The organism is Arhodomonas sp. SL1, from assembly GCF_052060015.1.
GTDB lineage: Bacteria > Pseudomonadota > Gammaproteobacteria > Nitrococcales > Nitrococcaceae > Arhodomonas.
The window spans coordinates 79955-101685 of record NZ_JBPODZ010000002.1; the positions used below are offsets into that span (position 1 = coordinate 79955).

Annotated in this window: 20 protein-coding genes; 10 read left to right on the forward strand and 10 right to left on the reverse strand. The window is 67.4% G+C overall.

Translation table 11 applies throughout. The features are described from left to right. Positions 1-3: 3 nt before the first annotated feature. Positions 4-1278 carry a poly-beta-1,6-N-acetyl-D-glucosamine synthase gene (gene pgaC, locus ACQ754_RS04150; protein ID WP_440995731.1) on the forward strand — a complete coding sequence of 425 codons (1275 nt, stop codon included), beginning with the start codon at positions 4-6 and terminating at the stop codon, positions 1276-1278. Then, positions 1271-1822: a poly-beta-1,6-N-acetyl-D-glucosamine biosynthesis protein PgaD gene (gene pgaD / locus ACQ754_RS04155; protein WP_440995732.1), complete on the forward strand. Its 552-nt coding sequence runs from the start codon at positions 1271-1273 to the stop codon at positions 1820-1822. The genes pgaC and pgaD overlap by 8 nt, the downstream gene beginning before the upstream one ends. A 29-nt stretch (positions 1823-1851) precedes the next feature. Here the strand turns inward: pgaD and ACQ754_RS04160 are convergent, their stop codons facing one another. Further along, positions 1852-2196: a histidine triad nucleotide-binding protein gene (locus tag ACQ754_RS04160; RefSeq protein ID WP_440995733.1), complete on the reverse strand. Its 345-nt coding sequence runs from the start codon at positions 2194-2196 to the stop codon at positions 1852-1854. 142 nt (positions 2197-2338) lie between these two features. On the opposite strand from ACQ754_RS04160, the gene ACQ754_RS04165 reads away from it, so the two are divergent. From ACQ754_RS04165 to ACQ754_RS04180, 4 genes are all read left to right on the forward strand, one after another. After that, a complete protein-coding gene (locus ACQ754_RS04165) occupies positions 2339-2806 on the forward strand; it encodes a YbhB/YbcL family Raf kinase inhibitor-like protein (RefSeq protein ID WP_440995734.1) in 468 nt (155 codons plus the stop codon). Beyond that, entirely contained in the window at positions 2806-4362 is a 1557-nt protein-coding gene (locus ACQ754_RS04170) for a BCCT family transporter (protein ID WP_440995735.1), read from the forward strand. The genes ACQ754_RS04165 and ACQ754_RS04170 overlap by 1 nt, the downstream gene beginning before the upstream one ends. Positions 4363-4434: 72 nt before the next feature. Then, entirely contained in the window at positions 4435-5427 is a 993-nt protein-coding gene (locus ACQ754_RS04175; protein ID WP_440995736.1) for a substrate-binding domain-containing protein, read from the forward strand. Next, on the forward strand, positions 5424-9023 hold the full coding sequence (locus ACQ754_RS04180) for a sensor domain-containing protein (protein WP_440995737.1): 3600 nt from the start codon (positions 5424-5426) through the stop codon (positions 9021-9023). Before ACQ754_RS04175 ends, ACQ754_RS04180 begins: the two co-directional genes overlap by 4 nt. Before the next feature lie 33 nt (positions 9024-9056). Here the strand turns inward: ACQ754_RS04180 and ACQ754_RS04185 are convergent, their stop codons facing one another. The 8 genes from ACQ754_RS04185 to guaB all read right to left on the reverse strand — a co-directional run bounded on the left by ACQ754_RS04185 (position 9057) and on the right by guaB (position 17001). Beyond that, on the reverse strand, positions 9057-9995 hold the full coding sequence (locus tag ACQ754_RS04185; RefSeq protein ID WP_440995738.1) for a LysR family transcriptional regulator: 939 nt from the start codon (positions 9993-9995) through the stop codon (positions 9057-9059). 10 nt (positions 9996-10005) lie between these two features. Next, positions 10006-10476, reverse strand: a complete 471-nt coding sequence (locus ACQ754_RS04190; protein WP_440995739.1) for a YbaK/EbsC family protein — start codon at positions 10474-10476, stop codon at positions 10006-10008. Then, positions 10460-11404: a tRNA adenosine(34) deaminase TadA gene (gene tadA / locus ACQ754_RS04195; RefSeq protein ID WP_440995740.1), complete on the reverse strand. Its 945-nt coding sequence runs from the start codon at positions 11402-11404 to the stop codon at positions 10460-10462. The genes ACQ754_RS04190 and tadA overlap by 17 nt, the downstream gene beginning before the upstream one ends. 64 nt (positions 11405-11468) lie before the next feature. Then, complete coding sequence (locus ACQ754_RS04200) at positions 11469-11738, reverse strand: hypothetical protein (protein ID WP_440995741.1); 270 nt, start codon at positions 11736-11738, stop codon at positions 11469-11471. Positions 11739-11904: 166 nt separating this feature from the next. Then, positions 11905-12462, reverse strand: coding sequence for a tetratricopeptide repeat protein (locus ACQ754_RS04205; protein WP_440995742.1), 558 nt, complete (start codon positions 12460-12462; stop codon positions 11905-11907). A gap of 97 nt (positions 12463-12559) precedes the next feature. Then, a complete protein-coding gene (locus ACQ754_RS04210) occupies positions 12560-13762 on the reverse strand; it encodes a CapA family protein (protein ID WP_440995743.1) in 1203 nt (400 codons plus the stop codon). A 63-nt stretch (positions 13763-13825) separates the two neighbouring features. Next, positions 13826-15403, reverse strand: coding sequence for a glutamine-hydrolyzing GMP synthase (gene guaA / locus ACQ754_RS04215; protein ID WP_440995744.1), 1578 nt, complete (start codon positions 15401-15403; stop codon positions 13826-13828). Between the two features lie 128 nt (positions 15404-15531). After that, positions 15532-17001, reverse strand: a complete 1470-nt coding sequence (gene guaB / locus ACQ754_RS04220) for an IMP dehydrogenase (RefSeq protein WP_440995745.1) — start codon at positions 16999-17001, stop codon at positions 15532-15534. Between the two features lie 503 nt (positions 17002-17504). On the opposite strand from guaB, the gene ACQ754_RS04225 reads away from it, so the two are divergent. Next, on the forward strand, positions 17505-18431 hold the full coding sequence (locus ACQ754_RS04225) for a hypothetical protein (protein WP_440995746.1): 927 nt from the start codon (positions 17505-17507) through the stop codon (positions 18429-18431). Positions 18432-18697: 266 nt separating this feature from the next. Here the strand turns inward: ACQ754_RS04225 and ACQ754_RS04230 are convergent, their stop codons facing one another. After that, complete coding sequence (locus ACQ754_RS04230) at positions 18698-18880, reverse strand: hypothetical protein (RefSeq protein WP_440995747.1); 183 nt, start codon at positions 18878-18880, stop codon at positions 18698-18700. Between the two features lie 133 nt (positions 18881-19013). Here ACQ754_RS04230 and ACQ754_RS04235 point away from each other — a divergent pair, with 133 nt between their 5' ends. The 3 genes from ACQ754_RS04235 to ACQ754_RS04245 all read left to right on the forward strand — a co-directional run bounded on the left by ACQ754_RS04235 (position 19014) and on the right by ACQ754_RS04245 (position 21707). Beyond that, positions 19014-19922: a LysR substrate-binding domain-containing protein gene (locus ACQ754_RS04235; protein WP_440995748.1), complete on the forward strand. Its 909-nt coding sequence runs from the start codon at positions 19014-19016 to the stop codon at positions 19920-19922. Positions 19923-20050: 128 nt separating this feature from the next. Next, positions 20051-21235, forward strand: coding sequence for a cation diffusion facilitator family transporter (locus ACQ754_RS04240; RefSeq protein WP_440995749.1), 1185 nt, complete (start codon positions 20051-20053; stop codon positions 21233-21235). 7 nt (positions 21236-21242) lie between these two features. Beyond that, positions 21243-21707: a flavodoxin family protein gene (locus ACQ754_RS04245; RefSeq protein ID WP_440995750.1), complete on the forward strand. Its 465-nt coding sequence runs from the start codon at positions 21243-21245 to the stop codon at positions 21705-21707. Positions 21708-21731: the final 24 nt, after the last annotated feature.

Below are 21731 nucleotides of genomic sequence, written 5' to 3' on the forward strand. Positions count from 1 at the left end.
CGAATGGTCTTTGAGTGGCTGCTGGAGTTCGCCTTTCTCTTCCCGCTGATCATGGCCTGGGTCTGGATGAGCGGCGGGCTCTGGTATTTCTTCCACCGCGAGCGCGGCACGGGCTACGGCCCTGACGACCCGGCGCCGGCTGCGGAGACACCCCCGTGCAGCATCATCATCCCCTGCTACAACGAAGAGGCAAACCTGCGGGACACCATTGCTTACGCCCACGCCAGCAGCTACCCCGACTTCGAGATTGTCGCCGTGAACGACGGCAGCCGAGACCGCACGGGCCTGCTCCTCGACGAGCTGGCCGCGCAGTACCCGCGCCTGCGGGTGATCCATCTGGCCACCAACCAGGGCAAGGCCATCGCCCTTCAGAGCGGGACAGTCGCCGCCAGGAACGAGTATCTGATCTGCGTAGACGGCGACGCCATGCTGCATCCCCATGCCGTGGGCTGGCTCATGTACCACCTGACCTCATGGCCCCGGGTGGGGACTGTCACCGGTAACCCCCGGGTGCTTAACCGGAGCAGTCTCCTGGGCAAGCTCCAGGTGGGCGAGTTCTCGGCGATCATCGGACTCATCAAGCGGGCCCAGCGCACCTACGGGCGTGTCTTCACCGTCTCCGGGGTCATCGCCGGTTTCCGTCGTACCGCCCTGGACCGCATCGGTTACTGGAGCCCCGACATGGTCACCGAGGACATTGACGTGTCCTGGCGACTCCAACTGGATCACTGGGACCTGCGCTACGAACCCAATGCCTTGTGCTATATCTATGTCCCCGAGACCTTCCGTGGCCTGTGGCGGCAACGTCTGCGCTGGGCCCAGGGTGGGGTGGAGACCCTGCTTCGCCATCGGCGCACCCTCCTGCAGTGGCGCAAGCGCCGTCTCTGGGGGGTGGCACTGGAGTATGTCGTAAGTATTGCCTGGTCGTACCTGATCTTCGTGTTGCTGCTGGTCTTCCTGGCGGCACTGGTCTTCGACCTACCCGGGGAATGGAACGATGCGAGTCTCATCCCCCAGTGGGCGGGGGTGATGCTCGGCACCACCGCGCTGGTGCAGTTCCTAGTTAGTCTGCTGATCGACCGGCGCTACGAGCCCGACAAGCGCTTCTTCCGCAATCTGTTCTGGGTGATCTGGTATCCCCTCGCCTTCTGGCTGCTGTCCATACTCACCACGGTCTTCGGCTTTCCCCGGGCGCTGCGCAGCCGCCCCGGGCAACGCGCCCGCTGGGTAAGCCCGGACCGCGGCCTACGCCCTGCGGAGGGGCAGCCCCGTGAGTGAGTCACGCCCGCGCATCCCGCCGATCATCGACCTGCCGTCCCTCGAACCCCGGCGGCGGCGACGGGTGAGCCAACTGATCAACCTTGCTGGCTGGATCGTGTACGTCTATCTCCTAACGCCCGCATTTGGCCTATTGGGCTGGATCCTGGGGGTCGAGCTCTTCGCCGGGCACGTCCTCGACGATCCCTACGCCACGGTACTAGCCGTGCGCGTCTATACCCTGGTCATTCTGGTCGCCGCAGGGATCTTCCTCGGGTGGGCGGGCTACAACTGGGCCCGCTTCCGTGGCGTGGACCGCCGGCGTGCCCCCCAGCCCATAACCAACACGGCACTGGAACGACACTTCCGTCTGCTGCCCGCAAAGCTCTCGGCACTACAGGGCGCCCGCGTCGCCACCCTGCACCATGACGCCGAGGCCCGCATCGCCGCCGTGGAGATCGACTCGCCGGCGTCACCCGGGGCCCGCGAAGCGAGCCCGACCGCGGAAACCCGGGCGTTCACCCCGGCCACGGACGAGAGGAGGGCCACCGAGGGACGCCGTTAGGCACGGCGCGCGATACGATTGCACGGGCGCTACGTGGTCACCATCGGCCCCATGGGGCGACCGCCCATGAGGTGCAGGTGGAGGTGGTAGACCTCCTGGCCTCCATGCTCCCGGCAGTTGAGCAGCAGCCGGTAGCCGGATTCGGCGATCCCCTCCTGGCGCGCGAGATCCCTCGCCACGAGGACCATGTGCCCGACCAGCGCCTCGTCCTCGTCGGCGATGTCATCCACGGTCTCGACGACCTTGTTGGGTACGATGAGGATGTGGGTGGGCGCCTTCGGGGCGATATCACGGAACGCGGTCACGCGATCGTCCTGGAAGACGATGTCGGCGTCCATCTCGCCATCGACGATCTTCTTGAAGATGTTGCTCATTGCTATCCCTTTCCTTCGTGCGGTTGCCAATTCGGGGATGGGGCAGAAGGCCCGAGGACCCCAGTCTAACCGTGCCGGCACGGCGCGCGAAGCGCCCGCCGGGGATGCTAGGCTAGCGCCGGAACCATCGGGAGGCGGCGACATGCGACTATCCAGCCCCGCATTCACTGACGGCGGCCTCATCCCCTGGCGCTACACGGCCCCCAACGCCAATGAGCTGCCGCCGCTGCACATCGAGGGCGTGCCGGCGCCGGCCCACAGCCTTGCGCTCATCCTCGAGGACGTGGACTCACCGCTCGGCACCGTCACCCACTGGCTGGCCTGGAACATCCCGCCGGAGACCCGCTCGCTCAACGCGGTGAACCTGCCAGAGGATTGCCGCATCGGCACCGACAGCTTCGGCAAGGTGGGCTATCTCGGCCCCATCCCTCCGGAGGGACAACACCACTACCGCTTCACCGTCCTGGCCCTGGACGCCGAGCTGGAGCTCGAGGACGGCGCCACCCGCCCGCAACTGGAGCGCGCGATGAAGGGGCATGTCCTCGACCGCGCCGAGGTCAGCGGTATCGTCGACGCCTCCGGCCGCGACGGCGACGGGGGGAAGGCCTGATGCCACGGAACCTGCCACCGGTGCGCCCCGAGCAGTTCTTCTCCACCGTCAACCCCACGGTATTCACGGCCTCGGCGATCATCGTCACCGCCTTCGTGCTCTTCGGGGTGCTCGCCCCGGCGACCGCCGGAGAGGTGTTCGGCGGGCTCCATGCCTTCATCACGGAGTACCTGGGCTGGATCTACCTGCTCGCAGTGACCGCGTTCCTGGCCTTCCTCGTCTACCTCCTGTTCAGCCGCTACGGGCGCATCCGGTTGGGGCAGCCCGAGGACCGGCCGCGCTTCGGGCTAGCGGCCTGGTTTGCCATGCTGTTCAGCGCGGGCATGGGCATCGGACTGGTGTTCTGGAGCGTCGCCGAGCCCATCCTCCATTTCCAGAGCCCGCCGGCGGGCGACGGCGGCACGCCAGAGGCCGCCCGCCAAGCGATGATCTATACCTTCTTCCACTGGGGGCTGCACGCCTGGGCGGTCTACGTGGTGCTCGGGCTGTCCGTCGCCTACTTCAGCTACCGCCACCGGCTGCCGCTGACCATACGTTCCATTTTCTACCCGTTACTGGGCGATCGGGTCTACGGCCCCATCGGCCACCTCATCGACATCCTCGCGGTATTCGGCACGCTGTTCGGCCTAGCCACCTCCCTGGGCTTCGGCGCCATGCAGCTCAACACCGGGCTCAACCTGCTCATCGGCCTGCCGGTGTCCCAGTGGTCCCAGGTGGGCATCATCGCCACCATCACCATGGTGGCCGTGCTCTCCGTGATCTCGGGGCTCGACCGCGGGCTGAAATGGCTGAGCGTGTTCAACCTCGCCCTGGCGCTACTGCTGTTGCTGTTCGTGCTGGCGCTGGGCCCGACGCTGTTCCTGATCCGGTTCCTGCTCGACGCCACCGGCGGCTACCTGCAGCAGCTCATCGAGCTCAGCCTGTCCACGGATCCCATGGGCGGTTCGGAGTGGCAGAAGGGCTGGACCATCTTCTACTGGGGGTGGTGGATCGCTTGGTCGCCCTTTGTGGGGATCTTCATCGCGCGCATCTCCCACGGCCGGACCATCCGCGAGTTCATCATCGGGGTGCTGATGATGCCCACCGCCTTCGTGCTGGTGTGGATGGCGACCTTCGGCGGCACGGCACTGGAGATCGCCCTCGGCGAGGGCGGCGACGGCATCGCCGCGGCGGTCGCGGAGGACACGACCGTGGCGCTGTATGCCACGCTGGAACAGCTGCCGCTGGCCGGAATCACCTCGGCACTGGCGACCCTGCTCATCGCCACCTACTTTGTCACCTCCTCGGACTCCGGTACCCACGTGGTGGACGCGCTGATCTCCCGTGGCAGCAAGCGTTCACCGCGACGCCAGCGCGTGATCTGGGGGATCACGGAGGGAATGGTGGCGGCAACACTCCTCGTGGTGGGGGGTGCCGACGCCCTGGACAGCCTGCAGACGGCCTCCATCACCGCCGGGCTTCCCGTGGCGGTGATCCTGGCCTTCGCCTGCATCAACCTTCAGCGCGCGCTGCAGCGCGAGTATCGTGTCGAAGGGGTGGAGCCGCCATGGGGATAGGCGCGAGCGCTCCGAGATCCGGGCTCAGCCGCCGGCGGGGAAATACGGCCGGATCTCCCTGACCAGACAACAATGCTGATACCAAAAGCCATTGACCATCAAAGTGTAGGGACCCCCCCGGCCACACCAGGGCATGCCTGGCCAGCCCTGGTGTTGACGGTTGTCGCGCTCCTGTTCCTCGCCGTTACTCCTCCGGTCCAATCGGCCGAGCCCCAGGGGCTTGTCGCCTTCGCCCAGGACGATCTGGGCAACGACTGGCGGCGCGCCCAGGTGGAAGCAGTACGCGAGGCGCTGTCCCACTACCCGGGCATCGACTTCCGTGTCAGCGACGCCCGGGGGAGCGTGGCTCTGCAGATCAAGCATATCGAGGACTGGGCGGCCGAGGGGGTCGATGTGCTGATCACCAGCCCCGCCGACTCCGTGGTAATGGCCGAGGTCATACGGCGCGTATACGAGGCGGGGACCCCGGTGGTGCTCCTGTCCCGCGGCGTCGAGGGCGATGCCTACACCAGCTTCGTTCACCCGGACAACGCGCGGATCGCCGGGCAGGCGGCGGGGGCGGTGATCACGGGTATCCGCGACAACGGGCGGGTACTCATGCTCGAAGGCGTCCAGGGCGCCACCACAACGATCCTCCGGCGGCGGGCCTTTTTGGAGATAGTCTCCCGCCACCCGGACATCCATGTGGAACGGCGCCGTGCCAACTTCCTCCGGGCGGACGCCATCCGCGCCGTAGAGGGGATCATCGAGTCCGCCAATGGCTTCCCCTTCGATGCCATCTACGCCCAGAGCGACTCCATGGCCGCCGGCGCCCGCATGGCCCTGGACGCCGCCGACATCCCCGTCGAGGCACTGGTGATTGTCGGCATCGACTACATCGCCGAGGCCCGCGAGGCGATCATCGAGGGGCGACAGGACGTGAGCTTCACCTACCCGACGGGCGGCCGGGAGGGGGCGGAGCTTGCGGTGGCGCTCATCCGCGGCCGGCCCGTGCCTCACGAGATCGTGCTGGAGACACAGCGGGTCACCGTTGATAACGTCCACCGCGTGGAGCCGATCTTTTGACCCGCCCATTCGCCAGCCTGCGTGCCAAGATCGTCATGTTGCTGCTCGCCGCGGTGATCCTGCCGCTGGCGGCGGTTGGCGTGGGGCTGGACGCGTATCTCGCCCATCTCTCCCGGGAACAGGCCCATGAACGGGGCCGGCAGGCACTCACCACCTTCTCCGAGGCGGTGAGCAGCAATGAAACGTGGCTGCGCACCACTGCGGATGGCCTGCGCTCGAATGAGTCCACGGTAGCGGCCCTGAACCTCATCGCGCGCTACCAGGATATGCAGGACTACCGCCCCATCGTCTTCGACGAGGCCAAGAAAGACCTGGGGCTCGACTTGCTTGACGTAATCACGCGCGGGCGCGCCGACCATGCCCTGGTGCACCAGGGCGATGGCCAACTGGTCGCCTATGCCGTTCAGGGCGCCGCCGGCCCTGTGACCGGCATCGTATCCTTCGAGCAGGGCCGCCCCCGTTACCTGGAGCGCGAAGGCGCAGGCAACTGGCGCCGGGTCACCCGGCCTTCCCTCAGCGAGGGTTCCCGGCAGCCCGCCCGCGCAGCGGATGTGGCCTACCGGCGGGGCCCGGAGCGTGTGGAACAGCTCGTGAGCCGCCCGGTATTCCGCCATCGCGACGGTGGGCAGGGCCTGCGGCTGGGCACGATAACCCTCCTCAAGGACCTTGGCACCCCGTTCCTCCAAGCCTTCACCCTGCCCGAGGGGGTCGCGCTCGCTCTCTTCGCCCCCCAGGGCCATCTCATCGCCGGCCCCGCCAGCCTGGCGTCCATCCCGGAGGACATCACGGGCGAGCTGTTCCCCCCATCCAACACCGGCTCAGGGGGACACTGGCTGACCCTCCCCGACGCACTGCTGACCACCCGCCCCATGCCCGGCTTGACAGGGGACCCGGAGATCCTCCTCGGGATCGCGTTCCAGCGCTCGCTGCTCGAGCCGGATATGGCCGCGGCCCGCCGGGTGGTGCTCGTGGCACTGGGGTCATCGGCGCTGTTGTTCATCCCCCTTGGGCTGTTGTTCATCCATGGGCGGATACAGCGACCCATTGATGGGCTGATCGCGGGAGTGACCGCCCTGCGGGAGGGTCATTATGACAGCCGCGTGGAGGTGGGCGACGATCGCGAACCCCGTCAACTCGCCGCGGCCATGAACGAAATGGCCGCCGCGGTCCAGCGCCGGGAGACGGAGCTCCGTGACATCATCGAGAACATCCCGGAGATGATCTTCGTCAAGGATGCCGAGACCCTGCGCTTCGTGCGCTTCAACCGCGCCGGTGAGCAGCTGCTTGGCCTGAACCGCGAGGACCTGGTCGGGCGGCGGGACTCGGAGCTCTTCCCGGCCGCGCAGGCCCAGCGCTTCACCGCCGGTGACCGCGAGGTCCTGGCCGAAGGCAGGCTCGTGGAGAGCGAGGAGGAACCCATAGGGACACCCCACGGGCAGCGCCTCCTGCATACCCGGAAGCTGCCGATTCTCGCCCCCTCGGGCAAGCCGCGGTACGTGCTGGGCATCGCCGAGGACGTAACCGAGCGGCGCCGTGACGAGGCCCGTCTCCGCGAGGCCCAGCGCGTGGCGCGTATGGGGGACTGGGAGCTGAACCTGCGGACACGGCAGGCAACCTGGTCCGAGCAGGCCCGCCGCATTCTCGATGTGGGCGAGCACGAGAGCGCCGGCCCCGAGACCCTGCGCGAGCACTGCCACCCGGACGACTGGCCGCGCCTGGAGCAGGCCCTGGAAGAGGTGCTGCGAGGTGAGGGCGACTACGACGTGGAGTACCGCATCGTCACCGGGGCCGGCTCGGAACGGACCGTGCACTCCAGGGCCCGGCTCGAGCGCGACGGCAACGGCCAGCCCCTGCGGCTGGTCGGAGTGGTCCAGGACATCAGCGAACGTGTCCGGGCGGAGGAGCAGCAACGCCTGGCCAATGCGGTATTCGAGAACACCACCGAGGCGGTGATCGTCACGGACGCGCAGGATCGTATCCTACGGGTCAATCCGGCGTTCTCCGAGATCACCGGTTACCCCGCCGATGAGGTCCTCGGGGAGACATCGCGACTGCTTCGCTCCGGGCGGCATGATGAAGGCTTCTATGCGGGCATCCGCAGCACGCTGGATACGGAGGGCCACTGGCAGGGCGAGATCTGGAACCGGCGCCGCGACGGCACGGTGTTCCCGGCATGGCAGACCATCAGCACCGTCCATAACGAAGCGGGCCGCGTCAGCCAGTACATCTCGCTGATCTCGGATATCACCTCGCTGAAGGCGGTGGAGGAACGGCTGGATTACATGGCGCACCATGATGCGCTCACCGGCCTGCCCAACCGCCACCTCCTCCACGACCGGCTCGGCCAGGCCATCGCCCGGGCGCGGCGGGAAGAACAGCTGGTTGGTGTACTCTTCCTGGATCTCGACCGTTTCAAGAATATCAACGACAGCTTCGGGCACCCACTCGGCGACAGGCTCCTCCAGGCCGTGGCCCAACGCCTAGTGCCGCTGCTGCGCGAGGCCGACACCCTAGCGCGAATCGGCGGAGACGAATACGTGGTCATTATGGAGGGCGCCGCCGCGGAAGCGGAGATGGCGACCCTCGCCGACCGTCTGGTGAAGGCCTTCGAGCGGCCCTTCCGCGTCGAGGGCCATGAGCTCAGCGTGGACGCGAGCATCGGCATCAGCATCTTCCCCCTGGACGGCCGGGAGGCCTCCATTCTACTGCGCAACGCCGACACGGCGATGTATCGCGCCAAGGAGTCGCGTCGGAACAGCTATGTGTTCTACACCGCCGAGCTCACCGAACGCGCCAGCCGAAGGGTCCGTCTGGAGATGCAGCTCCGCCGCGCACTCGAGCGCGGGGAGCTGGCGCTCCACTACCAGCCCCAGGTGCGCCTGTCCAGCGATCGGGTCGTCGGGCTGGAGGCACTCCTGCGCTGGACCAATCCCCGCCTCGGCGAGGTCCCTCCCGGGGACTTCATCCCCCTCGCCGAGGAGACCCGCGCCATACTCGCCATTGGCGAGTGGGTGTTGGGGCGTGCGTGTTGCGACTTCCAAGCCCTTCTCGACGCCGGCCACGACCTCAAGCGGATCGCGGTCAATGTCTCCGCGGTACAGGTGCAGCAGGGGGACCTGCTCGCGACGGTGGACACCGCCCTGCAGCAAAGCGGGCTGGCCGCGGAACGACTGGAGCTAGAGCTTACGGAGGCAGTGTTCATGGAGGAGCCGGAAGCCGCTGTCGAAACCCTCCGGCGCCTGCATGAGCGGGGAGTGCAACTGGCCGTGGACGACTTCGGGACCGGCTTCTCATCGCTCGCCTACCTCAAGCAATTCCCGGTGACACGATTGAAGATCGATCAGTCCTTCGTCCGGGACATGCTCACCGACAACGATGACCATGCCATCGTGCGCTCCGTGATCGCACTCGGCGCCAGCCTTGATCTGGCGGTGATCGCCGAGGGCGTGGAGACCCGGGCCCAGGCCGAGGCACTACTGGCGGACGGTTGTGGGGAGGCCCAGGGTTTCTACTACAGCGGACCACGACCCTACGATCAGTTGATTCCGCAGCTCACTCACCCCGCTAGCAAGCGCTTGCGGGCAAAGGGCGGCTGAACGACCGCGTATATTCAGGGACTTCATCCCCCTTCACTCAGGGAGTGAGACCGGGCGGATACCACGCAGGGTCTCGCCGGTGAGGCGCCGCGCCGCGGCGATGAAGGCCGTCAGGTAGGGCAGCCGGGCCTCCTCCTCGCGGACCGCGGCGTAGAGCGTGCTCCATAGCCCGCCGGGTCCGAGGCGACAGACCTGAATCTGGCCCCGGGCAAGGTGCTCGTCGAGGGCCCAGCTGGGCATGGCGGTGACGCCACGGCGGCTGGCCACCAGCTGGACGATCATCACCGACAGCTCCGAGGTGCGCACCGCCGCCGGTTCCACTCCCGCAGGGTCCAGGAACCGGTTGAAGATATCCAGGCGCGAACGGCAAACGGGATAGGTGATCAGGGTCTGGTCACCGAGGTCCTCGGGCTCGATATGTTCCCGGGCCGCCAGCACCGAGCCCGCCGGAACGGCCAGCTGCACCTCGTGGCGGAACAGCGGCGAATAGTGGATGCCCGAGAGCTCCGGATCCGGGTCGGAGGTGATGACCATATCGATGTCGCCGCGCAGCAGCGCCGGGAGCGGATGGAAGTTGAACCCCATGGAGAGGTCCATCTCCACCTCCGGCCAGCGCTCGCGATAACGCTCCATGGTGGGCAGCAGCCACTGATAGCAGCTGTGACACTCGATGGCGAGATGCAGCCGCCCGCCCTGCCCCGCCGCCAGGTTGTTCAGCCGCTGCTCCACCGTCTCCACCTCGGGGAGGACCCGATCGGCGAGCTCCAGCAGCATTTGCCCTGCCGGGGCCAGCCGCAGCGGCCGCGAGCGCCGGAAAAACAGCTCCGCGCCGACCCGCGCCTCGAGGCCCTTGATCTGGTGGGAGAGCGCACTCTGGGTAAGGTTCAGCCGTTCGGCGGCAGCCACCAGGCTGCCGGTCTCGCAGATCGTCTTCAGGCTGCGCAGATGCCGCAGCTCCAGCCATCCCGCCATCAATCCTCCGCTACTCCGCCACCCGCGCGACGCTACCACCCGAAAGCTCCGGGAGGGCCGCAACCGACACCGGAAAGACTGCAAAGGGCGAGCCGGCTGCCGCCCATACCGTGTCGAAGCGGTAGAGATCCTCGTCGATCCAGCAGCGAAGCGGACGGGGATGGCCCACCGGCGGTACGCCGCCTATGGCAAAACCGGTGTGTTCGCGCACGAAGGCTGCGTCCGCGCGGCCGATGGGCTCACCCGCCAGCGCCTGCAACCGGGCCTCGCTTACCCGCCGGTCACCGCTGGCGATCACCAGCAGGGCCGCAGCGCTATCCACCCCGCGAAATACCAGCGACTTGGCGATCTGCCCCACAGCGACCCCCAGCACCTCCGCGGCCTCGGCGGCGGTGCGCGTGGAATCGTCCACCTGCACGATCTCTGCGGGGCGGCCGCGCTCTTCCAGCGCGCGTTTCACCCGTTCAGGTCCCTTGGCCATCCTCCGCCTCCCTGTCCAGGTCGAGGGTGAGTATCCGCTGCGGACCGGCCGGCCCGCCCTCATACAGCGCCCCGGTATCCCGGAAGCCGAAGCGCCGGTAAGCGGCCTCCGCCTTGTCGTTGCGCAGGTTCACTGTAAGGCTCAGCCGGCGGTAGCCGTGCCTCGCTGCCTCGGCGGCGAGGCCGGCCAGCGCACGGCCAGCAACCCCACGGCCCTGCTCGCGGCGATCGACGCGGAACCCCTCCAGCCACGCCTCATCGGCGCTCCGACCGGAATACTCCACCCCCTGCGCCGGGGGCAGCAGCGCCGCCAGCCCCGCGGGCCGATCGCCGGCGAGGATCCCGAACACTGCCGTTCCGTAACCCTCCTGGATATGACGCCGAATCAGCTCACCCGGCGTGCTGACGAATTCCATCTGGCCCTCAGCCACCTCTACCCCCTCGAAATCGGCTCGGTTCTCCGGCGTTACGCGCACCAGGGTCACCGGCGCACGACGCTCACGGCGGCGCTCGCGGAAGAACCCCTGCAGCCGCTCCCCACAGACCTCGGCAAGGATACCGCCCTCCACCACTGGGTGGTGATTGTGAACGGGATGCTCGTGAAGCGCCAGCGCACCACCACAGGCGCCGGACTTCGGATCGGCGGCGCCATAGACGATCCGCCCCACCCGAGCCTGCACCAGCGCGCCCAAACACATGCAGCAGGGCTCCAGGGTCACGTAGACATCGACATCCGGGAGGCGGTAAGCGTCGCGGGCCAGCGCGGCCGCCCGCAGAGCGACGATCTCGGCATGGGCGGTGGGATCACGGTCAGTGACGGGCCGGTTCCAGCCCTCGCCGATGATTTGGCCGCGGGCGACCACGACGGCCCCCACCGGGACCTCCCCCTGTGCCGCCGCAACTCCGGCCAGCGCCAGTGCCCGGGCCATGAATTCCGTATCCAGCGTGACCCTATCCCCATTCGTGGATGGTCGAAGGCTCACAGAATGCTGCTCAATACATCATGTGTAGCCGGATCCCCGAGCGCACTACGCAGGTCCGGTTCTGATTCATGAACGCCTCCGTAAGCACCCAGTCCCTCTCGTCGTTCTCCCAGATCTGTACCTTCACCGCGGGGCTGGCCGCGGCGTAACCGCCGGAGACCACCACACGGTAGCCATGACTGCCGAGCATCCGCTCGATCCCCTTGCCCCGTCGGCATTCGCCGTCGTCGGGTATGGGCGCGCCGGTGCTCGCTACAGCGGCGACGGACGCAAAGGCCATTGCCGCGCCCGCCCCACGAACAAGGGCTGAGAAGACGGCGCCAACCGTCCCGATCCTGTGCGGGTACCCCGTCGAGGCATTCCGCCAGATAGGCATGTTCGAAGTTGGTCCAGTCATAGTCGCGCCGCTTGCCGAATGCCGGAGGGCCTGGTCTCACCGCGATCCATTAGGCGGCCTGACCCAGCTCGGAGCGCAGGCGGATGATCTCCAGATACACACCCTCCCGGTGGGGATTGACCTCCAGTGCCCGCTGGAAGGCCTTCAGCGCCTCCCGCTTGCGGCCCAGCGCCTTCAAACACAGCCCGCGCCCTGCCAGCGCCCCGAAGTGGCGCGGCTCCAGTGCCAGCACCCGCTCTATATCCGAGAGGGAGTCGTCGTACCGGCCCATCACGTAGTACGTCGTCGCGCGGCGATTCCACGCCTCCGCGAAATCACCGTCCAGGTCAATGACCCGGGTAAATGCCGCTACGGCATCCTCGTGCCGGTCCTGGGCCAGCGCCTTGAGGCCCCGTTCCATGGCCTGGTTCACCCTGGCATCCTCATGGAGATACCAGATATGCCAGATCTGCGCCTGGATCTCGCGGGCCCGCTGCCCCCGGCGCGGGTCAAGCTGCTGCAGCTCGTCGAACAGTTCCTCAAGGCGGGGATCATCCTGGTCCGCCACCACAGGCAGCGGCGCGGCCATACACAGCATCGCGACCGAGGCGATGATCAATTCGCGCATGGCGATACCTCCCGGGCCACTGAGACCCTACTGCCCTCTCCGAGAAGTCTATCACTCGCTTGCGGGCAGCAATGCGGGCATACCCGAAAGCTTGGCATCAGCGGCCCCAGCCAACCCGAAGCATGCCATTGTCCTCGAGCTCCACAGCGGTCCCGTACGGTTCCCCTGCCGCCTCCAGGGTATCGCAAAGCCATCGCCGATCTTGTGGCGATGGATGGTGAAGCCGGAAACGCCGGATCTGCATGGGTGCCATACGTAGCTGCAGCAGGCGCCCCGTCTCTTCATCCAAGGTCACGAAATACAGGAGCGACAGGTCACCACGGTAGCGTTCGTAGCCCCGGATGCCCTCGTAATCATTGATCAGATCGCCGCAGCCGTACAGGATCGGGCGGTTCCGATGGATCTCGATCCCACGGGGATGATGAGACGAATGTCCATGGACGCAGTCGACGTGCGCCTCGTCGATCAGCCCGTGTGCGAAGGCGCGCTGTTTCTCCGGAACCCCATAGCCCCAGTTGCTTCCCCAATGGATGGAGACGATGACCCGATCCCCCGGGGATCGCGCCTCGCGGATCCGCTCCGCCACCGCATCCAGGCACGAACGGGACAGGCTCTCCAGGTAGCAGACACCGGAGCGCTCCCGCGTCGCCGTCCACCGCTCGGGTATGCCGCTGGTGGGTGACCCCAGGGCGAACACGAGAAGCCGCCCGCCTCCGGCTAGCTCCATGATCCCCGGTTCGCAGGCCTGCCGTGAATCATGGCCCGCCCCGGGATGAACCATGCCTTCACCTTCGAGTGCCCGCAGCGTCTCGGCCAGTCCCTCCCGACCCCAGTCCATGACGTGGTTGTTGGCCAATACGCAACAGTCGATGCCGGCGCTGGTGATGCATCCGATATTCCGGGGATGCATCCGATAATGGATTTCCTTCCCCGGCCAGGGAACGTCATGCGCAGTCACGGCCGTTTCCAGATTGATGACCTTGCGATCCGGCGCGACGGCGGCAAGGACTTCCAGGCCGTCTCCCCAGATGTAGTCAGGGCCAGCGGCACGCGGAATGGCACCGTTGGCGGATTCCGCCAGCGCCACGTAACCCTGGGCACTCCGCATGTAGGGCTCGTAGAGTTCCGGACTCGAGGGATGGGCGAGGATCTGATCAATACCGCGCCCGCTCATTACGTCCCCCGCCAGACACACGGTAACGGCGCGACCGGCGGTATCCAGGGAAGCGCTTTCCTCTCGCCACAGGTTCATGGGTGGCGACAGCGCGCGGCCCGACTCCGAGGCATCCCGTCGATCCACCGCGCCACTACGGAGGCGAGCAGCACCGGCGAGGGCGGCGCCCTGTCATGGGGAACACCGGCCCTACTCCCACTCGATGGTGGCCGGCGGCTTGCCGGAGACGTCATAGACCACCCGGGAGATTCCGTCGATCTCGTTGATGATGCGCCGGGAGACATGGTCGAGGAAGTCGTAGGGCAGCTGCGCCCAGCGCGCGGTCATGAAGTCGATGGTCTCCACCGCCCGCAAGGCGACCACGTACTCGTAGCGCCGGCCGTCGCCCGTCACCCCTACCGACTTCACCGGCAGGAACACCGCGAAGGCCTGGCTGACCCGCTCGTAGAGCCCGGCGGCCCGGAGCTCTGTGATGAAGATGGCATCGGCCCGACGCAGCGGATCGGTGTATTCCTTGCGCACCTCACCGAGGATGCGCACACCGAGCCCGGGGCCGGGGAAGGGATGACGATGGACCATCTCCGCGGGCAGGCCGAGCTCCAGGCCGATGCGGCGGACCTCGTCCTTGAACAGCTCCCGCAGGGGCTCGAGGAGCTTGAGGTTCATCTTCTCGGGCAGGCCGCCCACATTGTGATGGGACTTGATCACCTGGGCCTTGCCGGTGGCCGCCCCGGCCGACTCGATGACATCGGGATAAATGGTGCCCTGGGCTAGCCACTGGACGTTCTCCAGCCGGCCCGCCTCCTCGTCGAAGACGTCGATGAAGGTATTGCCGATGATCCGCCGCTTCTCCTCCGGATCCTCGACACCCGCCAGTCGCTCGAGGAAACGCGCCTCGGCGTCCACATGGATCACCCGCACCCCCATGTGCCGGGCGAAGGTGGCCATGACCTGCTCGCCCTCGTCCAGGCGCAGCAGGCCGTTGTCCACGAACACGCAGGTAAGCTGATCACCGATGGCTCGGTGCAGTAGCGCCGCCACCACCGATGAGTCCACACCGCCGGAGAGGCCGAGCAGCACGTTCTCGTCACCGACTCGCTCGCGGATGCGCGCGATGCTGTCCGCGACGATGTTGCCCGCCGTCCAGTCCCCGGGACAGCCGCAAATCTCATGGACGAAGCGTTCCAGGATTCTTTGCCCCTGGGGGGTATGGGTCACCTCCGGGTGGAACTGCACGCCGTAGAGCCCGCGCTCGTCGTCACCCATTCCGGCGATGGGGGCGCTATCGGTGCTCGCGATGACCTTGAAGCCCTCGGGCAAGGCGCTGACCCGGTCGCCGTGGCTCATCCACACGTCCAGCAGGCCGTAGCCCTCCGAACTCGCATGATCCTCGATGTCCCGGAGCAGGCGGGAATGGCCGCGGGCGCGGACCTGGGCGTAGCCGAACTCCTTATGCGCCGAGGGCTCCACCGTGCCGCCGAGCTGGGCCGCCATCGCCTGCATCCCGTAGCAGATGCCGAGCACCGGCACCCCGAGCGTCAGCACCGCATCCGGGACGCGCGGGGTATCGGCGAAGTGCACCGACTCCGGCCCCCCGGATAGGATCACGCCCGCGGCAGCGAAGGCGCGTATGGCCTCGTCGTCCCTATCGCAGGGATGGATCTCGCAATACACCCCCGCCTCGCGCACTCGCCGGGCGATGAGCTGGGTGTACTGGGAGCCGAAGTCGAGGATGAGGATGCGGTGCGCGTGGATGTCCTGGGCCATGGGCGTTCCGGTTGTGCAGTGGTGACTACGGCGGGAATGGCGGTGGGTCGAGAATACCTGACCCGGCGACCCCGCTGATACGACCGTGGCCCGCCCGGCGCACCGGCCGGGCCACGGCGACGGTGGGATCAATCGACGCGGTAGTTGGGCGCCTCCTTGACGATGTTCACATCGTGGACGTGGCTCTCGCGGACGCCGGCGCCGGTGATGCGCGCGAACTCCGGTCGGGTGCGGAACGCCTCGATGGTGGCACAGCCGCAGTAGCCCATGCTCCCCCGCAGCCCCCCCATGAGCTGGTGGACGATGGCCGTGAGGCTGCCCTTGTAGGGGACGCGGCCCTCGATGCCCTCAGGGACCAGCTTCTCCACGCTGTCCGCCTCCTCCTGGAAATAGCGGTCCGAGGAGCCCTGGGTGCCCGACATGGCGCCAATGGAGCCCATCCCCCGGTAGGACTTGTACGAGCGCCCCTGGTAGAGCTCCACCTCGCCGGGGGCCTCCTCGGTACCGGCGAACATGCTGCCCATCATCACGCAATGGGCCCCGGCGACGATGGCCTTGGCCATGTCCCCGGAGTAGCGGATGCCGCCGTCGGCGATCACCGGCAACTCCGAGCCCTCCAGCTCGCCGGCGACATTGGCGATGGCGGTGATCTGCGGCACCCCGACGCCGGCGATGACCCGCGTGGTGCAGATGGAGCCGGGGCCGATACCCACCTTGACGGCGTCCACTCCCGCCTCGTAGAGGGTACGGGCGGCATCCGCGGTGGCGATATTGCCCGCCACTACCTGCATATCCGGGTAGTTGCGCTTGATCCACCGCACCCGCTCGATCACCCCGCGGCTGTGGCCGTGGGCGGTATCCACCACGATCAGGTCCGCGCCCGCCTCCACCAAGGCGGCCACCCGCTCCTCGGTACCATGCCCGGTACTTACCGCCGCCCCCACCCGGAGCCGGCCGTACTCGTCCTTGCAGGCCAGCGGGTAGTCCCGGGACTTCTGGATGTCCTTGACGGTGATCATGCCGCGGAGCTGGTTATCATCGTTGACCACCAGGAGCTTCTCGATGCGGTGCTGATGGAGGAGCTCCAGGATCTCTTCGCGTTCCGCCCCCTCGCCGACGGTCACCAAGCGGTCACGGCCGGTCATCGCCTCGGTGACCGGAGAGTCGAGACGGCGCTCGAAGCGCAGATCCCGGCTGGTGACGATGCCCACCAGGTTCTCCTTGTCATCCACCACCGGGACACCGGAGATGCCGTGCTGGCGGGTGATCTCCAGCACCTCGGCGATGGTGGTCTGCGGCGGCACCGTGATCGGCTCCTTGATGATACCGCTCTCGAACTTCTTGACCTTGCGCACCTCGCGGGCCTGTTCTTCGGGGGACATGTTCTTGTGGACCACGCCCACACCCCCCTGGGCCGCGAGGGCGATGGCCAGCCGGCCCTCGGTGACGGTATCCATGGCGGCGGAGACCAGCGGGATATTGAGCTCGATGCCCCGGGTCAGGCGGGTGCCGAGCTCGGCGTCGCGGGGCAGGACCTCGGAGTAGGCGGGAAGGAGGAGGACGTCGTCGAAGGTCAGCGCTTCCTGGGCGATTCGCATGGGGTGGGCACCTGCTCGGTCAGGACAATGTGGCGGAGTAACCGTGTATTATAGATCCTGCCCGGTGAGCGGTAAATTGCGCGACGATGGCCAATCAGTCGCCAGCGGACCGCACGAACCACGAGCGCCGGCCGCTAACGCCGCCCCCACCGTGCCCTCTACCTCCGCGATTGCCCGGAGCGAAACCTGACGCGGCCGCCGATGGAGGCGGCAAACGCGCTGGTAGCACACCCAAAGGGCACGGGACCCCATGAGCCGGCCGGTGGAAAGCGCCCCTCCGTGTTCGGCTCAAGCGGTCGTCGGGCATCACGTACGCCTTAGCGTGAAGTACATCGGAACGCCACGCGGGAATACCGTATGCACGGTTCGATGAGGGAGGACAGGGCGACACGGCTTGGCTTGGGCTAGTGGGGCACCAACAGCTGCTGGCTCACGGCATGCGCGTTCGCTGTTAGGCTCATATTGAGGAGCTGGGGAACACATACGACCAGGCGAGCGGTTCAATGCCGGAACCGAAAGAGTCGACAGGTCGGCTTCGTGAAATATTGTCAGTTCTGCCGTACGTTTTCGTTTTGCTGGGCGGCGGCGTCGTCATGCTCGGGTTGGGCATTTCCAGCTTGCTCGAGCCGGGCGAGCTGACCGCCGACGAATATAAGGGCACGCTCCTGTTCACGTTGATGGGGCTTGCCTTTTGCGGGATGGGCGCGTTGATGCTCGTGCTGGCGTGGAAGCGATATCGCTGGAAATGCGGCACGAACCCGCGGGCGCCGGAGGCGACCGGCAAGCCCACCGGAGCGCACTACGTAAGGAATGTTCCGGATGCGCTGCGGGGTACGCAGCCGCCGCGCGGCGCGGTGGTTGTCGCTGGCACCCCCGCCTGGTTATCGCGGGTTGTCATCTTGTTTGTTTCGGCCCTCGCCGCGACGATGCTCTACGTCGGCTGGAACATCGACACGATCTTTCCCGAAGCACCGGTTTGGGCTGGCTATCCTTTCGTTGCCATGGGGGCACTTTTCCTTACGTTCATCGGCTGGCGATTGCCAAAGGATTGGGGCAATCGGGAGATGAGTTTCCTAGCCACGCGGGAGGGCGTCTACATCCACGGCGAGCAGGACCCCGATGCCCCGGGCGAGCCAGGATGGGTTACCCCCAATACGCGCTGGCTGTTCGTCCCCTGGGGTAACGTCACCGATGTGCGCGAGGGCGAGCTCACCGTGGCGGCGATCACCGGCGGCGAGCTTCGCACGGTTCGGTTCAGCTTGCGTGTCACCCCGGAAGAAGCTCACCAATGGTTCCCGCACTGCACCGCCGAACCACATGCGGACGGCAGGGGTCAGCTCGTGCATTACCAGGTGAGCGCCCCGATAGGGAACTCGCCCGACAAGATCGTGCCGCGGCTCCAGCAGCTCTGGGCACGGGCGCGTCCCTGAATAGGGCACCCACATCATGGCCATCCGGTGCTGGCCACGGTGGTCGTTGATCAACCGGTACTTTATTCGGGGGTCCTTGGCAAAGTACCGAGCGACCTCTCCGTGAATGTCGCGCTTCTCTCCGATATGCCGTCACTGGGCGCGCGGCTTTAGGATCCCGCGCTTGGCCTCGACCCGATCCACCGCGTGCGGGTCACCCCGATGACCCCAGCCGAGAAGCTCGACTTCTCGGCTGCGATCGACCTGTAAACCCTGCTGACGTCCCTTCAGCTCCGCGACGCCGCCGACGCAGATCGCCGGCGCCCGCGCCGCCACTCCCCGAAGCGCTGGGCCGCAGCCTCCAGCAACGCTACGGGCGGCATGGCGGGCATGTAGAACCGATCCAGCGGCGGCAGCGGTGCGCTGGGGCGGGCGGGGACCTCGCTGTCGTACTCTCGTTGACGGGTCATGGCATCGCTCCTCTGCTCGGCGTGGCTTTCCGGGCTATGTGCCCCCTCACCGTGGAAGAGTCTCCGCTCACCTGTTTGTTCAATCAATCGAATAATCTTAAACTTTCGGTTCAATGAAATTTACAGGTAGAACATGAACCGGCCGACGACGTCCAGCCGGCGCAGCACCCTCCCGTTGTTGGACAACGACCTGCTGCGTACCTTCGTGGCCATCGCCGAGTCGGGCAGTTTCAGCCGCGCGGCACGGCAGGTCAGCCGTACCCCGGGGGCGGTGAGCATGCAGGTACGGCGCTTGGAGGAGACCCTGGAGCGTACCCTGTTCCTTCGCGAGGCACGCCAGGTGCGCCTGACCCGGGAAGGCCAGGCCCTGCTCGGCTACGCCCGGCGCATACTCGAGATCAACGAGGAAGCGGTGGCCCGGTTCCTGGCCCCCCAAGTGGACGGCACCGTGCGCTTGGGGGTCACGGACGACGTGGGCACGCGCATCCTCCCCGAGGTCCTGGCCCGCTTCGCCCGCACCCACCCGGCGGTACAGGTAGACGTCATGGTCGGGCGCAGCCAGGATCTGCCCCCGCGGTTGGAGGCCGGCGAGCTGGACCTGGCGCTGGTCTCCACCGATGATGTTGTCACCGACAAGGGCCGGGGCCAGGTGGTCTACACCGAGCAGCTGGTCTGGGCGGGCGTGGAAGGCGGCACGGCGGCCGCACGGCGCCCGCTGCCCCTCGCCCTGGCCGCCGAGGGCTGCTGCTGGCGGGCGAAGGCCCTGTCCGCCCTGGACCGGGCCGGCCTGGCCTACCGACTGGCCTACACCAGTGAGCACACCGCGGGACAGGAGGCTGCCGTCACCGCCGACCTCGCGCTCGCGCCCCTACCCCGCGCCCTGATGCGCCCGCCGCTGCGCCGTCTGGACGGCGAGGCCGATCTGCCCCCCATCGGCACCTACCGAATCGAGCTGCTGCGGGCCTCGAACACGGGCGAGGCGGCGGAAGTGCTGGCCCGACACGTGCTGGATCGCCTCGCCAACCTGCCCCGGCGCGCCTGAGCCGCAAAGGGCGGGGCGCATGTTGCCCGGAGTAGGCCGGCATCGTGCGGGTACTATCCCGGTCCCAGGCCGCGCCAACCACCGGCGCCGGCTGCTATCATCGCCGTCACCGCAATCCGGGAGCCGCCATGGCACAGGCACACGAGCACCCCGGCTCCGGGACCCGCGACCGAAGCAGCGAGACCCGGGAAGCCCATAAGGTCACCCTCATCGGGGCGGTGCTGGACTTCACCGTCGGCCTCGCCAAGGCGGTGATCGGCTGGCTGGTGGGCTCAGCGGCCCTGGTCGCCGACGGCATCCACTCGTTCTCCGACGTGCTCACCGATGCCTTCGTGATGGCGGCCACCCATTTCGGCCGTCGTGAGGCCGACGCCAATCACCCCTACGGCCACGGCCGCATCGAGACCATGGCCACACTCTGGCTGGGCAGCGCGCTGATCTTCGTTGCCGGCGGTATCGCCTGGGCCAGTATCAGCCGCCTCGTCAGCGGCGCCGCACTGCCCACGCCGGGGGTATGGGGCATCGGCGTGGCAGTGGCGGCGCTGCTGTCCAAGGAGTGGATCTATCGCTACACGCTCCGCGTGGCCCGGCGCGTTGATTCGCGACTGCTCGAGGCCAATGCCTGGCACTCCCGCTCCGATGCCCTGTCCACGGTGGTGGTGCTCATCGGCCTCATCGGCGCCGAGCTCGGCGTGGGGTGGCTGGACGCGGTCGCCGCCATCGTCGTGGGTGTCATGGTCGGCCAGATCGGGGGCCGGCTGCTCTGGGAATCCGGGCAAGAGCTCGTGGACACGGCCCTGCCCGAGGCGGAGCGTGAACGCATGCGCGCCATCGCTGAGGAGGTAGAGGGGGTACGCAGTGTCCACGAGCTGCGCAGCCGGACGCTCGGCAGCGACACCGTGGTGGACCTACATATCGTGGTGCCGGCGCGGGTCACCGTCTCCGAGGGCCATGAGATCGGAACGGAAGTGGCAAGGCGGCTCCGCGAGGCCTTCCCCACAGTCACCGATGTAACCTTCCACATCGACCCCCAGGACGACACCGGAGAGAATACCCCGCTGCAGCGGGCGCTCCCCTTGCGCCAGGAGGTGGAGCAGGCCCTGGAGGGTTGCTGGGCGAGCCATCCCGCGTGGAGCGCCCGTGTGGCCCTCGACCTCCACTATCTCGACGAGACCATCGACATCGCCCTCTACATCCGCGACCTACCCCCGGAGCGCGATCTGGACCAGGCGGCCAGCGACCTGCGGGAGGCCGCGCAAGGCCTCGACTGGATGGGGGAGTTACGCTTGTGGCAGGGCCCCGGCAAGGGATGAGTACGCCATGAGCCGGCAGCTGCTGATCGTCGCCCACGCCCCCTCGGAGAACACGCGCCGCCTGCGCGAGGCCGCCGAGCGCGGCGCCGGTGGCCCGGACATCGAGGATGTGGAGGTGATCAGCCGACCGCCCCTGGAGGCGGGGCCGAAGGACGTCCGCGCCTGCGATGCCATCCTCCTCGGCACCACGGAGAACCTGGGCTACATGGCCGGTGCGCTGAAGGACTTCTTCGACCGCACCTACTACCCGGTGCTCGAGGAGAAGCAGGGCTTGCCCTGCGCGCTCTACATCCGCGCCGGCCACGACGGCACCGGCACCCGGCGCGCGGTGGAGGGCATCGTTACCGGCCTGCGCTGGAAGTGGGTACAGGAACCGCTGATCCTGCAGGGACAGTGGCAGGACGAGTTCACCGAGCAGGTGGAAGAGCTCGCCATGGCCATGGCCGCCGGCCTGGATGCCGGCGTGCTCTAAACCGCGCCGGCTGGGTTAGGATAG